The sequence below is a fragment of the Litoreibacter meonggei genome, assembly GCF_003663885.1.
In the GTDB taxonomy this organism is placed as follows: Bacteria; Pseudomonadota; Alphaproteobacteria; order Rhodobacterales; family Rhodobacteraceae; genus Litoreibacter; species Litoreibacter meonggei.
The window spans coordinates 253,615-268,139 of sequence record NZ_RCCE01000006.1 but is presented as its reverse complement, the minus strand read 5'-3'; the positions used below and the strand labels follow the sequence as shown (position 1 = coordinate 268,139).

The following is a 14,525-nucleotide window of genomic DNA, read 5'->3' as shown; positions in this document are numbered from 1 at the left end:
ATCCTATTGGTAGATTTCAGGCAGGAAAGTTGTCGAGATCCCGGGAATGTAAGCAATCAGCAAAACAACTATAAACATGCATATTACGAAGGGAACTGCACGGGCCGCGATCTTGAGAATTGATTCTCCCGTGATCCCCGAGACAACGAACAAATTGAGCCCCAACGGCGGGGTGATAAACCCAACACCAAGCGCCGTGATCATCATGATGCAGAACTGAATTTCGTTCATTCCGATGTTGTCCGCGAGTGGTTTGAGAATTGGCGCGAGGATTACGATGTTTGGTGTCGTCTCCATTACGCAACCCGCTGCAATCAAGATGCCAATCATCAGCAAGATCAGCAACCAAGGCTCATCGGTCATTGACGTGACAGACGTCACGAAGCCTTGCGGGACACCCATAATAGCCAAGGCTTCGGCCAGCGGGGCCGAAAAGGCGATGATCGGAAGGATGACGCCATTCACTTTTGCGGAGCTGAGCAGCATAGCTGGAAAGTCCGCCAGCTTTAAGGTTTTGAGAAAGAAACCCATCATGATGGTGACAACGACTGCGGTCGCACCCGCTTCGGTAGGTGTGAGGCGACCTGAGAATATCCCGTAAAAAATGATGCCCGGTACGATGAAGGCGTACCAACCAGAAGCTAGCGAGCGGCGCAGGTTGGCGAACCACTCCATGAAACTCATGTTGCCGCCACCTTCGTAGCCGTGGATCCGATTTACGATCAGGTTGGTGATCAGGATAGACACTAGGATTGCGAGACCGGGAATAAGCGCCGCAAGAAACAGGGTTGAGGCCGATATGCCCAACACAAGGCCGATGATGATGTAGGCAATGGACGGAGGGATCAGGATGCCCGTACAGGCACCCGCCGCGACCAGCGCACAAGCGTACGGGCGTGGATAACCGCTTTCTACCAACCGATCGATGGTCATGCGACCAACCGCAGCTGCACCCGCTGCGTCGGACCCTGAGATTGCCGCAAACATGCCACAGACGAGCACAGTTGCCGACCCGAATCCGCCTTTGGCGAAATTGGTCAGCGCCTCGGCGACATCAAGAAACTTTCGAGACAAGCCAGTACGAACAAGCACATCACCTGTGAGAATGAAAAGCGGAACCGCAGTGAGCGCAAACGCATCGATGCCAGCGAAAAGGCTTTCACCCACAAGGCTTAGCGGTAGGTCACCCGACATTATCAGCATGGTGATTGCCGCTGCTCCGATAGCAGACCAGACAGGAACCGCCAGCGCGATCAGCACAACGAAGATGATGACGGGGAGGTAGAAATCCCATCCCAATTCAACGGTTTGATTAAGTGTATTCCAAAGCATGACGTGGTTCCCTAATCAAACATTTTGTTTCCTTGAAATACGGGTGTGCCGTCTTTCAAGGAGCGGAAATCGCGAGCGAACGATTGCAAAAGGCGCCAGACGATCAAAGTAAAGCCCAAAGGCACTGCCATCAGGAACCAGACCATGGAAATCCGAAGCCCGTGTGACACCGACCCAAACTTGGCGGAGACCAAAACCGTCTCAAATGACCAGTACAATGCGACTAGTGCGACGAGAAACATCACCAAATCACCAAGAATGTAGAGCAACGCTTTTGGTCTTGGTCCGACGTAATGCATCAAGACGTCGATGCGGATGTGGGCACGCTCCTTTACGGCAACGGCAGCACCGATCCACGCGAGGTAGATGAACGAGTAGCGCACGATTTCCTCACCCCAAATAGAGGAGTAGGAAAAGACTTCACGGCGCAACACTTCGACCGCCATGGTCGCGACCAACATTACGTAGAAGACCAGCAAAAGCCAAAGCTCGGCGTCACGGTCAATTCGTCGCAAAATACCCATCTGTCATCCAATCTATTGGCAAAAGCAGACTCTCAACCGGCGCGATGCCCCGGAAAATTCGATGCTGTGAATTTGAAGAAGGTGCGGACGCGCCTTGGCGCGCCCGCACCGTGCTTACGCGTCGTGTACGTAGTATTTGCCTTGCGTGCTGGCGGCTTCTTCAAGCTTGTTGAACGCGTCCATGGAACCAGCGAGGTCAATTTTGAACTCGTCCCACTCAGACCGCTGATATCCACCAGCTTCTTTCCATTCACCCAACTGATCACCGTTGAGCGAGTGGAATTCAACACCTGCTTTGGCCAATTCAGCCATCGCGAATGCGCGTGCTGAGGGCACTTTTGACAGGTTCTGGTGGGCGGTCATTTCCGCGCCCCACATGATCCCTTCCTGCACGTCGGCAGGCATAGAGTTGAACCATTCAAGATTACACGAATAAACTTGGCTGTCAGGCACCGCTTGCGTGAAGGTCACGTGGCTCAGGATGTCTTTGAAGCCAAAGACGTAGAGGGCGCCAACGGATGGGTCGAGCGCATCAGCAACGCCTTGCTTGATCGCAGAAGGGGTTTCGCCCCATGCAACGGGCGTCGGGTTCGCGCCAACCATGCGGTAGTACTGTTGTAGCATTTTAGAGCCAGGTACGCGGAACTTGACGCCGGACAAATCGGACGGGCTAAGGACAGCGCCAGCGCCACCTTTGCGAACTGCAACGACACGAGGGTCAATGTTGACGTAGAACAGCGCCTTGAAGCCCGCAGCCTCGACTTTCGGATGCACTTCGGAATTCCAGTAGTCGGATGTGACGAGGTTGGTGAAGCGTTGGTTTGAGCCACACAGGTAAGGCATGTTGATCAGATCAACGGTTGATGCGAAGGGAGCGAAATTCGACAGCGAATGTTGTGCCGCTTGAATAGTGCCGCCTTGGACTTTTTGCACCAAAGCGCCGCCAGCACCGAGCTGACCACCGGGGGCCAACTTGACATATACCTTGCCGTTGGTTGCGTTTTGGATGTTCTCTTTAAGGTCCAACTGCATGATTGGATAGCTACGCGACGCGCCCAAAACATAAGCTGTGGCTACAGTCATTATGTGCTCCGCGGCTTTCTCGCGGTCACGCTCTTCATTTGCTGTTTGAGCGGCGGCCTCTGATGACCATAGCATCCCGCCTGCACCAACAACCATGGCTGCGGTGAAGCCGCCAGTTGTCGCCAGCTTTAGAAAATTGCGACGCTCCGCTGACGCAAGCTCTTTGCGATCTTTGTCCATTTGGTTTCCTCCCTTAAGAACATTCAGCTGCCGTTTTCACGTTTTCGGTCAGCTTCTTTTTGTAAGATTGCGACGACGAACAGGATCGCGGCCGCGAAAAGAACCAACATCTCTCCAACATCGCCCAAGATGGCTTTTCCCGCGAAAGCGCCCAACGCTACATTTGTGAAGTAGGCAACGAAGACGATGATTGAGGCATAAAGAAACACGAAAAATACTCCCAAAAAAGTTGGCTCGCCCCGTGTGTAAGCGCTTACATCCGATTCTTGCAAGCCCTTACATTTTATTGCTCGTCATATTTCACTTTCCTGACTATGGTGTTCCGAAATCCAGAAACCACCTCAGGCACTTCATGCAAGCGACCCGCTCAACCCCTACGCTGGAAGACGTCGCCAAGTCGGCGGGGGTTTCGACGGCCACAGTGTCGCGGTGCCTGAATTCCCCGGATCGAGTTATTGAAAATACGCGTATGCGCGTTTTGCGCGCCGTAGATGAGCTAGGCTATACACCGAACTTTGGCGCGCGTGTGATGGCGGCTAAACGCACATTCACTATCGGCGCAATCATTCCAACCATGGAAAACGCAATCTTCGCGCGCGGCGTTCAAGCGTTTCAGGAAGAGCTTCATAGGCGTGGATATACCTTGTTGATCTCAAGTTCTGCGTACCAACCCGACCTTGAAGAGGAGCAGATACGTGCATTGGTTTCGCGTGGTGCTGACGGGCTGCTATTGATTGGCTACGAAAGAAACCCGGAGATTTACCGGTATCTTGAACGCCAGAACATCCCCGTTCTCGTCGCTTGGGCTTTCTCTGATGAAAATGACAGACCGTCCATCGGTTTCGATAATTGCGCGGCGATGCGTGAACTCGCCAAAACGGTCATAGAGTTTGGACACCGGAAAATCGGAGTCATCTCTGGCATTACACAGGGAAACGACCGCGCCTCGCAGCGCCTTAAAGGAATTGAGGATGCTGTGGCCAACAGCCTTCTAGATCCCAAGATCATGGGAATTATCGAAACTCCCTACGAGATAGATAACGGAGGTGATGCGTTCGAGGAACTTATGAAGAATGAAGATCGCCCCAGCGTCGTAATGTGCGGCAATGATGTCCTCGCGGTTGGGGCTTTGCGACGCGCTCAGCAGATGGGGCTGCACGTCCCGCGTGATGTCTCCATTACCGGATTTGACGACATTGAGTTGGCGCGCATCGTTATGCCAAGTGTTACAACCGTTCATGTCCCGCACCGCGAAATGGGTCAGAAGGCTGCTACTCAACTCGTGAAAATGGTCGAGAATGAAAGCACGGGCGTCTCTACTGAATTGCAAATCACGTTGCGGATTCGCGACTCCCTGGGGCGTATTGCACGAGCGTGATTTGCACACGGACCTCAAGATTTCCTAACACCGAAAAATGGAACCGTGAGATCAGTTGCTCCCCACAAGTCTTACGTTCCAAATTCGGAATTCAACTCATCTGAGCCCAACGGCATTAGTTGAGATCAAGCGCGTTTCCGACGAAGTGGGATGGAATGAAGGACGTGACGCTCCGCGTCAGTTCGAGCATCGCCTCCGGCGATTTGATGGGTGAGGGCGAAGAACCGTACTTCCAAGATCGACCGAACGGATGATGGTACCGTTCCGCGGTGCATATCCGCCAAGTCGGGGGTAATCCCCTACAATGGAAGAGCCGAGGTTGATGCAGTGCAGCTATTAGACAGCAATGCACTTAACTCATAAACGCCCTGATCAACCTCACATCGCTGCGTTGTTTTAGATGGACTAGCGACTCGGCCATCGTCAACTGCGGGCAATCCAACTGTAACTTAATCAGACGCTTGTCGCGTCCTAACTCTGCTTCTGAGACGAACCCTATTCCTGCACCTGCTGCGACGATTTCCTGTACGGCTTCTCGGCCCTCAACTTCAAAGGCAGGTTGCAACACCACACCCTGACGCAAACCTTCCTCCTCCAGCTTCTGTCGGGTTTTTGATCCCTTCTCCCGAAAAACCAAAGGGTACTGTGACAATTCCCTGATAGAAATTTTTTCTGTTGGATTATTCAGGAACTCCCTGGATGCGAAGGCGACGATTGGGGAGGTACCCAAATTTATGATTTCCATGTCTGGTCCGGGATTTAAGCTACCGACTAAGCCAATCTCTGCGTCATAGTTGCGCAATGCGGTCAATATGTCCGCGGTGTTACCCGTTCGAACAGAAACAAGAACCTTTGGGTGTTTGGACCGAAAAATTCTGAGGCGGTGGGTAAGATGAAAAGCACTATCTGCGATAATTCGTAGAGTCCCTTCCAACGCCGCTCGATTTTCAGACAGAACATCTGAAATCTGTTGCTCAACTTCAAAAAACTGTTTGGTCGCTAGCAAGAGCCGCTCGCCCGCAGCCGTAAGGGTGACCTGCTTGCGATCTCTGTTGAACAGTAAAACGTCATGATCGCCTTCCAGTTTTCTGACCTGTTCGGATACCGCGGGTTGGGTCAGTGACAAGGCTTCGGCGGCCCGAGAAAACCCTCCGCTGATAGCAACATAGTGAAACGCTCTTATTTGGCTGTATCGCATTGATGGCCTCTTGACGGTCTGAATTATGAATCGGCTCCACCTATAAGCACAGCTTTTGATGTCATCGCAATTTACAATTTTCCATATGATGTGGTCAGCTCTAGACAAAAGGGTATGGCGTAAACACCCAAGGAGCTTGGAATGGTTAGCAAAGCTAATAGTAGTATTGAGCCGCCAAGATTGGGAGAACCCTATCTTCTGACTCCAGGGCCGCTGACAACATCCTTTGCCGTAAAAGAGGCAATGCTGCGCGATTGGGGCAGTTGGGATGACGAATTCCGTGCAATGACCCGCAAAATGAGAACGCAGTTGCTAGCCCTGCTTGGAACGGGAAAATCCGAATACGATTGTGTCCCCATTCAAGGCTCTGGTTCGTATTGCGTTGAGGCTATGCTTGGATCGTTTGTGCCAAAAGACGGCAAAGTGCTGGTTTTGGCCAATGGTGCCTACGGGTTACGTGCCGCACAAACGATGGAGTGCCTCGGCCGTGCATTCAAACTACTCGACAAGGGGGACTATCTCCCACCACGTGGTGACGAAGTTGCGGCCATCCTCGCTGAGGATACAGCGATCACCCATGTTTTGATCATTCACTGTGAAACCAGCTCTGGGATCCTGAACCCTGTCGAGGAAATTGCAGATGTCGCCCACGCCGCCGGACGGAAAGTTCTGATCGATAGTATGTCTGCTTTTGGGGCGGTTTCATTGGATGTAGAGCGAACCAAGTATGCGGCAATGGTGTCTTCGGCCAATAAATGCATCGAAGGTGTTCCGGGCTTCGGCTTCGTAATCGCCCGAACAGACGAGCTGGAAGCGGCCAAGGGCAACAGCCACTCCTTGTCACTGGATGTTCACGCTCAATGGGCCGCGATGGAAAAAACCGGCCAATGGCGATTTACGCCACCGACCCATGTGATTGCAGCCTTTCTCGCGGCGCTTGACGCTCATGAGAAGGAAGGGAGCGTTGAAGGACGCGGTGCACGCTATACTAGAAACCGTGACGTGATGGTTGAGGGGATGCGCGAATTGGGGTTCGAAACCCTGCTTGCTGACCGTTGGTTAAGCCCGATCATCGTGACATTTTTCTGCCCAGCCAGCCCAGCGTTTGAATTCCAGAGGTTTTACGACTTGATGAAGGATCGTGGTTTTATCATTTACCCTGGAAAGTTGACGGTTGTTGACAGCTTTCGCATCGGCTGTATTGGCCAAATGGATGAACACGTCATGCGCAAGGTGGTCTTAGCTGCTGCAGAGGCTCTTGCCGAAATGGGTGTTAACGACGCGTCGCCCCCTCAGGCTGCTCTCGACGAACGTAAAAAACTAGCTGCATAGCGCAGAAGGAAAAATTGATGCCAATCACCAAAACTGTCGTCGCGAACGACCGCACCTACGCAACGCCCAACACCTGCGCCATTGCTATCTGTCTGGACGGCTGTGAGCCAGAATATCTGGAAAAAGCCATCGCGAATGGCCTGATGCCGACGCTGAAGCGCATGCGCGAGACCGGCACAGATCGGCTTGCACATTCTGTCATTCCATCCTTCACCAATCCCAACAACCTGTCGATTGCGACTGGCCGTCCGCCGGCTGTGCACGGGATTTGCGGGAACTATCTTTATGAGCCAGAGACAGGCGAAGAAGTAATGATGAACGATGTCCGCTTCCTGCGGGCACCGACGATTTTCAGCAAATTCTACGAAGCTGGTGCGCGGGTTGCCGTCGTGACCGCGAAAGACAAGCTGCGCGCCCTTTTGGGGGCTGGCCTGAAGTTCGATGACGACCGCGCAAAGTGTTTCTCTGCCGAGCGGTCCGACACGTCAACCAAAGCTGAACACGGCCAAGACGCCGCCAGTAAATGGTTGGGTATGGCACAACCGGAGGTTTATTCTGCTGAATTGTCCGAATTTGTCTTCGCTGCGGGTGTGAAATTGCTGAAGGAGTGGAATCCGGACGTGATGTATCTGACCACAACCGACTATGTGCAGCACAAATACTCCCCCGATCAGGCCGAGGCAAAATCGTTCTACGAGATGTTCGACAAGTACCTGACAGAGCTGGACGCACTCGGAGCGGCCATTGTCGTGACTGCCGACCATGGGATGAAGCCGAAGCACGACGCGAACGGTGACCCACAGGTAATTTACGTGCAAGATTTGCTTGATGAATGGCTCGGAGAGGCCGCTGCCCGCGTGATCCTGCCGATCACCGACCCTTACGTGGTGCACCATGGTGCGCTTGGCGGTTTTGGCACAGCCTATTTGCCAGAAGGTACAGACCAAGCCGACATCATTGCCCGTTTGGCTGCTCGCCCTGAAATTCTCGAAGTGATGGACAAAGCCGAAGCGGTCCGCCGTTTCGAACTGCCCGGAGACCGCATTGGTGACATCGTGATGATCTCGACCGAGAATATGACAATCGGAACTTCTGCCCACCGCCATGATCTTGCGGCGCTGAACGAGCCACTGCGCAGCCATGGTGGCCTGACAGAGCAAGAGGTGCCGTTTATTTGCAACCGCGTGCTCGACTTGCCGTCGGCACCTGTGTTGCGCAATTTCGACGCGTTCTTTTATGCTGCTCAAGCCGCCGCAATGGAAAAGGTAGAAGCATGACCACTATGGACAAAATCGACATACGCCATGAAGGCATGCGCATCGGCGGAGAGATCGTCTTTACCGATGATGTGGTGGAGGTGAAGTACCCCTACACCGACGAAGTGATTGGTACGGTTCCGGCTGGCAAAGCTGAACATGCTGCCAAGGCGTTTGAAATTGCGGCGAATTACAAGCCAAAACTCAGCCGATATGAGCGCAGTCAAATCTTGCAACGCGCGGGTGAGCTGATTGGTGAGAAGCGGGAATATCTGGCCAAGTGGCTGACGCTTGAGCTTGGCATCTGCCATCAACACGCAATTTACGAGACCAAGCGCGCTCAGGATGTTTATCAGTTCGCAGCCCAACAAGCGATGAATGATGACGGCGAGATTTTCTCCTGCGACCTGACCCACAACGGCAAAGAGCGCAAGATTTACACCACCCGCGAGCCGGTGAAGGCGATCAGCGCGATCACCCCGTTCAACCACCCGCTCAATATGGTGAGCCATAAGATTGCGCCGTCCATTGCGACCAATAATTGCATGGTCTGCAAACCCACCGAACTGACGCCGCTGACTGCCATTGCGCTTGCGGATATTCTCTATGAGGCAGGTTTGCCGCCAGAGATGTTTCAGATCGTCACAGGGATGCCACAGGACATCGGTGACGAGATGATTACCAATGAAAACATCGACATCATTACCTTCACAGGTGGCGTGCCAGTCGGCAAAATCATCGCTGCTAAAGGTGGATATACGCGCCAAGCTTTGGAACTAGGAGGCAATGATCCGTTGATCATCTGCAATGATCTGAATGATGCCGATCTGGAAAAAGCCGCGACAATCGCGGTGGCGGGGGCAACCGGAAACTCCGGGCAGCGCTGTACCGCGATCAAACGCATTCTCGTGCAGGAATCTGTAGCAGACAAATTTGTTCCAATGGTGCTGGAAAAGGCCAAGAAAATCAAATTTGGTGACCCACAGGATCCCGAAACGGAGCTGGGCTGCGTTATCCATTCGCAGGCCGCGGAGCTTTTTGAAAACCGTGTCTATATGGCCGAAAAGCAGGGAGCCAAAATCCTGTACCACCCCGAGCGTCGAGGTGCACTCTTACCTCCTATTGTTGTGGACCACGTCCCCCACGACAGCGAGTTGGTCATGGAGGAGACTTTCGGCCCGATCATCCCCATCGTTCGGGTGCCGGACAATGACGAAGAAGTCATGGCGATCTCCAACTCGACCGATTTCGGGCTTTCCTCGGGGGTTTGCACGAACGACTTGAACCGGGCTATCGCCTACATCAACGGTCTGGACGTCGGGACTTGCAACATTTGGGAACAACCCGGCTACCGCATCGAAATGTCCCCGTTTGGCGGCATCAAAGACAGCGGCAACGGCGTGAAAGAGGGCGTGATTGAAGCGATGAAATTCTTCACGAACGTCAAGACATATTCCCTGCCTTGGCCGGGCTAAGGAATTCTTCTCCCTTAACTGCAGGGCCACGTTGGCCCTGCTTTTTTATTAGGACTGCAAATGCCCGCGACGATCCACACTGAAGGTGAGCCGAACACATCAGCAGCCCGCAAGGATTGGTCATCAAAAGAAACCGATGCCGCGGCTATTGGCCTGCTGCAACGTGATGCCAACGCGTTTCTTCACCAGAGTTTATCCAGCCCTTGCGTCTCCACGATCGCCAAGGCGGAAGGAATCTGGATTGAAGATGTGGCCGGGCGACGCTTCATGGATTTCCATGGCAATTCCGTTCACCATATCGGCTACGGTCACCCCCGTTTGGTTGCCGCGATCAAAGATCAGCTGGACCAACTTCCCTTCTCTCCACGACGTTTTACCAATGACGTCTCCGTCGCGCTGGCCGAACGGCTGGAGAAGATCACACCGGGAAACTTGGGCAAGACGCTTTTTACGACCGGTGGATCTGACGCGAATGAAGTTGCATTGCGCTTGGCGCGGGCCGCAACGGGCCGGTTCAAAACGCTGAGTTTCTGGGATTCCTTTCATGGCGCGGGATTCGGCGCAGCGTCCGTTGGTGGCGAGGCGACTTTCCGCAGCCATATTGCCGGCCCACTGCTTCCGGGTGCAGAACACATCGCACCATTCCACTGCTATCACTGCGCCTACGGCCATTCGGGGCCGGAAAACTGCGGGCTGGCTTGCGCCAAGATGGTCGACTACGTCCTACAACGCGAAGGGGATGTCGCCGCTGTCATCGCAGAGCCGATGCGCGCAGTTCCCGTTGTGCCTCCGGCGGGATATTGGAAAGCAGTACAAGAAGCCTGTCATCGTCACGGCACACTGCTGATCATGGACGAAATCCCAACAGGACTTGGTAAAACAGGCGAGATGTTTGCGTTTCAGCACGACGACTTTGTCCCCGATATTGTCACGCTCGGAAAAGCGCTTGGCGGGGGCATTTTGCCGATTGCAGCAGTTGTTGCCCGACGTGACCTGGATGTGGCGGGTGACTTTGCGATCGGGCATTACACCCACGAGAAAAACCCGGTGACCGCGCGAGCGGCCTTAACGACGCTGGATATTATCGAGGATGAAGGTCTCGTCGAATGTGCCGCCACGCTCGGTACCCACGCACAAGATCGCCTGCGCGACTCTCTGGGCACCCATTCAAACGTTGGGGATATCAGGGGGCGGGGCTTGATGTTTGGTATAGAGATCGTATCGGACAAAGACGCCCGCACGCCTGCGCCTGAACTGGCTGAGAAGATCTATTATTCCTGTCTGTCAAAAGGTTTGAGTTTCAAGATCAGCGCAGGAAACGTGCTGACACTTTCGCCGCCGTTGACAATTTCCCGCAACGAATTGGACGAAGCTCTTAGCATTGTCGAAAATGCGGTACTGGATCGCAAACCTTGAGCCTAAGCATCTTCCTCATTGTCCTCTTCGCTGCATTTCTCCACGCACTATGGAACGCAATCGTAAAAGGCGCAGGTGACAGGACAATCGTATTGGGTCTGGTCGCTGCGGGGCATGTTATCCCGGGTATTGCGCTTGTGGCGTTTAGTGCCTCCCCGTCCTCGGCTGCAATCCCGTATATTATTGCCTCAACGGTCATTCACTGGGGATATTACGCGTTGCTAAGCATCGCGTACCGGACCGGAGATTTGAGCATCGTCTATCCAATTGCGCGTGGTCTTTCTCCAATATTGATCGCAGTCGGTGCATTGATTTGGGTGGGTGAAGAGCTGCCTTTGGTTGTTTGGCTGGGTGTTCTCGCGGTCTCTGCGGGCATTCTGCTGCTGGCGCGGGGCGTCTTCACCTCTGGTATTTCTCGCGGCGGACTTGTTGCCGCGGTCGGTGTCGCCGTCGTAATTGCCAGTTATTCAATTGTGGACGGCGTCGGTGTCCGCGTTTCGGGTAGCCCGGTGGGCTACATTGGATGGTTGTTTGTGTGTGAACTGTTCGTCGTGGCCTTTGTTTTCACAAGCCGTTGGGAAAGGCTTCAGAACATGTCTGGCCGCGCTGTTGCGATAGGCCTTTTTGGCGGGGTCGTTTCTGGGCTGGCTTACGGGCTGGTTCTATACGCTAAAACCCAAGCCCCGTTGGGCGTCGTTTCAGCCCTGCGTGAAACGTCTGTGATTTTTGCTGCGCTGATGGGGGTGTTCTGGTTTTCTGAGGGTCCCCGTCGCGACCGTTTGCTAGCTGCGTTGATCGTTGGTGCAGGTATCGCAACAATTGCCGGTACGAACATTTAACAATGATTGTCATTTCATTCATAGTGGAGCTGATGGGTGCAACGATGCTGTTGTTGTTCGCGGTACGCATGGTGAGAACCGGGATTGAAAGGGCCTTTGGGTCGTCTTTCAAACGTGTCGTGACTGAAAGCCACAACCGGGTCAGCGCTGGTGCCACGGGCCTTGTACTTGCAATAATCCTGCAAAGTTCGGCTGCAGTGGCGTTGCTGGTTGCTGGGTTTTCCGCAACGGGAGCGATTTCTTTTGGCGTAGGCCTTTCAGTCGTTCTGGGAGCGGACCTTGGGTCAGCATTGTTGATTCAGGTGTTTTCATTTGATCTGGCGTGGCTCGTTCCTGTCCTGCTTGCGGTGGGCGGTGGCCTTTTTGTCAAGTCAGAGCAGCGCAAGCTTCGCCAAGCTGGTCGGATCATCCTAGGTATTGCCTTCATTCTGATTTCGCTTCGGTTCCTACGTGAAACGATGGATCCTATCCGAGATAGTGCCTTTCTGCCGATGATTGCAGACTATCTTGCTACAGATTTTTTAACTGCATTTGTCGTTGGCGCTTTGCTGGCTTTTTTGATGCACTCGAGCGTTGCAGTCATCTTGATGTGTGTGACGTTGGTTTCGATCGGCGCAATCCCGGTAGCGGCGGGTGTGTCATTGGTCCTCGGAGCCAATTTGGGCAGCGCTATCATTCCAGTTTGGTTAAGCCGTGGGATGAAGAATACGGCACGGCGGGTGCCGGTAGCGAATTTGGCTGTGCGTGGAAGCGGTGCCCTGCTTGCGCTTTTCTTGGTCAGCAAGTTTGGCCTCTTACAGTACATCGGTTCGGCGACGTCGGCGCAAACCTTGATCAATGTCCATATTTTATTTAACGCCCTGCTGTTGATGACTTTGATCCTAGCGCACAGGCTAGAAGCCCCGTTTGTAAAACTGCTGCCCAACGATCCTCCGAGTGTCGAGCACCAGTCCCCGCTGTACAGAACGACGCTGGACGAGTCCGTTCTAGACAAGCCACACCTTGCAATTGCAAATCTCAGGCGCGAAGTGTTGCGCATGGTTCAGCTGGTTGAGACGATGATATCGCCGGTCATGGAAATCTATACTAAATACACTCCGGAACGTGCTCGCACCGTTCAGTCTCAGGACAGTTTCGTGAACACGGCGTTGGATGATGTTCGACGTTATGCCGCTGCGCTGCAAAATACTGCTCTTTCAAAGCAAGATACCAAACGAGTTCGCGAAATCACCGAGTATGCGATCGCAGTCGAAACGGCGGGTGATATTGTAGCCAAACGTATGGTCCCCCTCGCCAAGGAAATGTTTGAGAAAGGCATCAGATTTTCTGCGGATGGCATGGCGGAGATTACCAACATGCATGAACATACGAAAACTAATCTGCTGCTGGCATCGAATTTGTTGGTGTCTGATGATCTGGAAAGCGCGCGTTTGCTCTTGGAGGAAAAACAGGAGATGGCGCGACTGGAGCGCAAAAGTCGCAAACGCCATCTGAAACGCTTGAGCGAAGGGGTTCAGATCAGTTTCGACTCCAGCGATATTCATCTTGAAACCGTCGGCGCGTTGCGTGACTTTAACAGCCACATAGCTTCGGCGGCTTACCCGATCCTTCACAGGGGCGGCCAGTTGCTTGAAACACGCCTGATTGAGCAGGACTATGATGACCTCGACGTGCGTCAGCGTTAGGCCGTTGGCTTCCGCCTGATCGATGGAAAGATAGGGAAAGCCACAGATGTTGGCGGCAGAGAGACACGCGATAATTCTTGAGCGGCTTGACCAAAAGCCGACAGTGTCTATCCGCGCACTGACAGAACAGCTTGGCGTATCGCGTGAAACGGTTCGCAAAGATATAGAGTTGCTGGCCCAGCATAACAAACTTGAAAAGATCCGCGGCGGCGCGACCAAGATCCGCACAAGCGAACTGCCAATAACCAGCAGGTCGAAACTGAATATTCAGGGCAAGTCCCTGATCGCCCAGTATCTAGCTTCACAAATACCAAACGGTGCTTCGCTATTCTTGGACAACGGGTCGTCCGTACTCGCCTTGGCCAAAGCCCTGACTCATCATAGCGGCCTAATCGTCTATACCAATGATCTGAAAGTCGCAGAAGTGATCGCCCAAGCGACAGTCGAGTTGGTGATCATTGGTGGCAAAGTTGATGTGACCGAAATGGCCGTACAGGGTGTTGAGGCGCTGGAAAGCGTCGCGCGATACCGTGCGGATTTTGCCGTCGTGAGTGCGGGTGGCCTAAGCCCGTCAGCGTTTTTGACAGACTTCAGCCGGGAGGCGTCCAGCATGCGCCATCTGATGCTGTCCCAAGCACAGCATCCGATCATGTTGGCGGATAGCGAAAAGTTTGGCGTTGTCGGGCATGTGGTTTTTAAAGCGCCCCCAAAACCGACGCGTATCGTGACGGATATTGCACCTGACGATGAAATCCGGCGCGCGATATCGCAACGAGGATATCGGCTTGATATCGCTTCCGAGGCGTAGATTTTGTTTGCCAACTTTT

At 53.5% G+C, this 14,525-nt stretch carries 13 protein-coding genes; 8 read left to right on the top strand and 5 right to left on the bottom strand.

Annotation, left to right across the window (positions count from 1 at the left end):
- Nucleotides 1–3: 3 nt before the first annotated feature.
- The 4 genes from BCF46_RS17425 to BCF46_RS17410 form a co-directional block, all read right to left on the bottom strand.
- Nucleotides 4–1,332, bottom strand: coding sequence for a TRAP transporter large permease (locus BCF46_RS17425; protein ID WP_121027407.1), 1,329 nt, complete (start codon nucleotides 1,330–1,332; stop codon nucleotides 4–6).
- Between the two features lie 11 nt (nucleotides 1,333–1,343).
- Nucleotides 1,344–1,856: a TRAP transporter small permease gene (locus BCF46_RS17420; protein WP_121027404.1), complete on the bottom strand. Its 513-nt coding sequence runs from the start codon at nucleotides 1,854–1,856 to the stop codon at nucleotides 1,344–1,346.
- 114 nt (nucleotides 1,857–1,970) lie between these two features.
- A complete protein-coding gene (locus BCF46_RS17415) occupies nucleotides 1,971–3,119 on the bottom strand; it encodes a TRAP transporter substrate-binding protein (protein ID WP_121027401.1) in 1,149 nt (382 codons plus the stop codon).
- A gap of 23 nt (nucleotides 3,120–3,142) precedes the next feature.
- Nucleotides 3,143–3,328 carry a hypothetical protein gene (locus tag BCF46_RS17410; RefSeq protein ID WP_121027667.1) on the bottom strand — a complete coding sequence of 62 codons (186 nt, stop codon included), beginning with the start codon at nucleotides 3,326–3,328 and terminating at the stop codon, nucleotides 3,143–3,145.
- 143 nt (nucleotides 3,329–3,471) lie between these two features.
- Between BCF46_RS17410 and BCF46_RS17405 the strand changes: the two genes are divergently transcribed.
- Nucleotides 3,472–4,497: a LacI family DNA-binding transcriptional regulator gene (locus tag BCF46_RS17405; protein ID WP_121027398.1), complete on the top strand. Its 1,026-nt coding sequence runs from the start codon at nucleotides 3,472–3,474 to the stop codon at nucleotides 4,495–4,497.
- Nucleotides 4,498–4,849: 352 nt separating this feature from the next.
- On the opposite strand, the gene BCF46_RS17400 is transcribed toward BCF46_RS17405, so the two are convergent.
- On the bottom strand, nucleotides 4,850–5,695 hold the full coding sequence (locus tag BCF46_RS17400) for a LysR substrate-binding domain-containing protein (RefSeq protein WP_121027395.1): 846 nt from the start codon (nucleotides 5,693–5,695) through the stop codon (nucleotides 4,850–4,852).
- Nucleotides 5,696–5,836: 141 nt separating this feature from the next.
- On the opposite strand from BCF46_RS17400, the gene BCF46_RS17395 reads away from it, so the two are divergent.
- From BCF46_RS17395 to BCF46_RS17365, 7 genes are read left to right on the top strand one after another with little or no spacing between them, the layout of a single operon-like run.
- Nucleotides 5,837–7,027, top strand: a complete 1,191-nt coding sequence (locus BCF46_RS17395) for a 2-aminoethylphosphonate--pyruvate transaminase (RefSeq protein WP_121027392.1) — start codon at nucleotides 5,837–5,839, stop codon at nucleotides 7,025–7,027.
- A gap of 17 nt (nucleotides 7,028–7,044) precedes the next feature.
- The gene (gene phnA, locus BCF46_RS17390) at nucleotides 7,045–8,304 is read left to right on the top strand and encodes a phosphonoacetate hydrolase (RefSeq protein ID WP_121027389.1); all 1,260 of its coding nucleotides are present in this window, start codon (nucleotides 7,045–7,047) and stop codon (nucleotides 8,302–8,304) included.
- Nucleotides 8,301–9,758, top strand: a complete 1,458-nt coding sequence (gene phnY / locus BCF46_RS17385) for a phosphonoacetaldehyde dehydrogenase (RefSeq protein ID WP_170157970.1) — start codon at nucleotides 8,301–8,303, stop codon at nucleotides 9,756–9,758. Before phnA ends, phnY begins: the two co-directional genes overlap by 4 nt.
- A gap of 60 nt (nucleotides 9,759–9,818) precedes the next feature.
- A complete protein-coding gene (pbfA, locus tag BCF46_RS17380; RefSeq protein WP_121027386.1) occupies nucleotides 9,819–11,174 on the top strand; it encodes a (R)-1-hydroxy-2-aminoethylphosphonate ammonia-lyase in 1,356 nt (451 codons plus the stop codon).
- Nucleotides 11,171–12,013 carry a DMT family transporter gene (locus tag BCF46_RS17375; RefSeq protein ID WP_121027383.1) on the top strand — a complete coding sequence of 281 codons (843 nt, stop codon included), beginning with the start codon at nucleotides 11,171–11,173 and terminating at the stop codon, nucleotides 12,011–12,013. Before pbfA ends, BCF46_RS17375 begins: the two co-directional genes overlap by 4 nt.
- Nucleotides 12,014–12,015: 2 nt before the next feature.
- Nucleotides 12,016–13,698, top strand: coding sequence for a Na/Pi cotransporter family protein (locus BCF46_RS17370; protein WP_121027380.1), 1,683 nt, complete (start codon nucleotides 12,016–12,018; stop codon nucleotides 13,696–13,698).
- Nucleotides 13,699–13,744: 46 nt separating this feature from the next.
- Nucleotides 13,745–14,506, top strand: a complete 762-nt coding sequence (locus BCF46_RS17365; RefSeq protein ID WP_121027377.1) for a DeoR/GlpR family DNA-binding transcription regulator — start codon at nucleotides 13,745–13,747, stop codon at nucleotides 14,504–14,506.
- The last annotated feature ends 19 nt before the right edge of the window (nucleotides 14,507–14,525 follow it).

Coding starts and splice junctions, on each gene's coding strand:
- pbfA (WP_121027386.1), top strand. CDS start 9,819: ATGCCCGCGACGATCCACACTGAAGGTGAGCCGAACACATCAGCAGCC.
- phnY (WP_170157970.1), top strand. CDS start 8,301: ATGACCACTATGGACAAAATCGACATACGCCATGAAGGCATGCGCATC.
- BCF46_RS17400 (WP_121027395.1), bottom strand. CDS start 5,695: ATGCGATACAGCCAAATAAGAGCGTTTCACTATGTTGCTATCAGCGGA.
- BCF46_RS17420 (WP_121027404.1), bottom strand. CDS start 1,856: ATGGGTATTTTGCGACGAATTGACCGTGACGCCGAGCTTTGGCTTTTG.
- BCF46_RS17405 (WP_121027398.1), top strand. CDS start 3,472: ATGCAAGCGACCCGCTCAACCCCTACGCTGGAAGACGTCGCCAAGTCG.
- BCF46_RS17370 (WP_121027380.1), top strand. CDS start 12,016: ATGATTGTCATTTCATTCATAGTGGAGCTGATGGGTGCAACGATGCTG.
- BCF46_RS17425 (WP_121027407.1), bottom strand. CDS start 1,332: ATGCTTTGGAATACACTTAATCAAACCGTTGAATTGGGATGGGATTTC.
- BCF46_RS17365 (WP_121027377.1), top strand. CDS start 13,745: ATGTTGGCGGCAGAGAGACACGCGATAATTCTTGAGCGGCTTGACCAA.
- BCF46_RS17395 (WP_121027392.1), top strand. CDS start 5,837: ATGGTTAGCAAAGCTAATAGTAGTATTGAGCCGCCAAGATTGGGAGAA.
- phnA (WP_121027389.1), top strand. CDS start 7,045: ATGCCAATCACCAAAACTGTCGTCGCGAACGACCGCACCTACGCAACG.
- BCF46_RS17415 (WP_121027401.1), bottom strand. CDS start 3,119: ATGGACAAAGATCGCAAAGAGCTTGCGTCAGCGGAGCGTCGCAATTTT.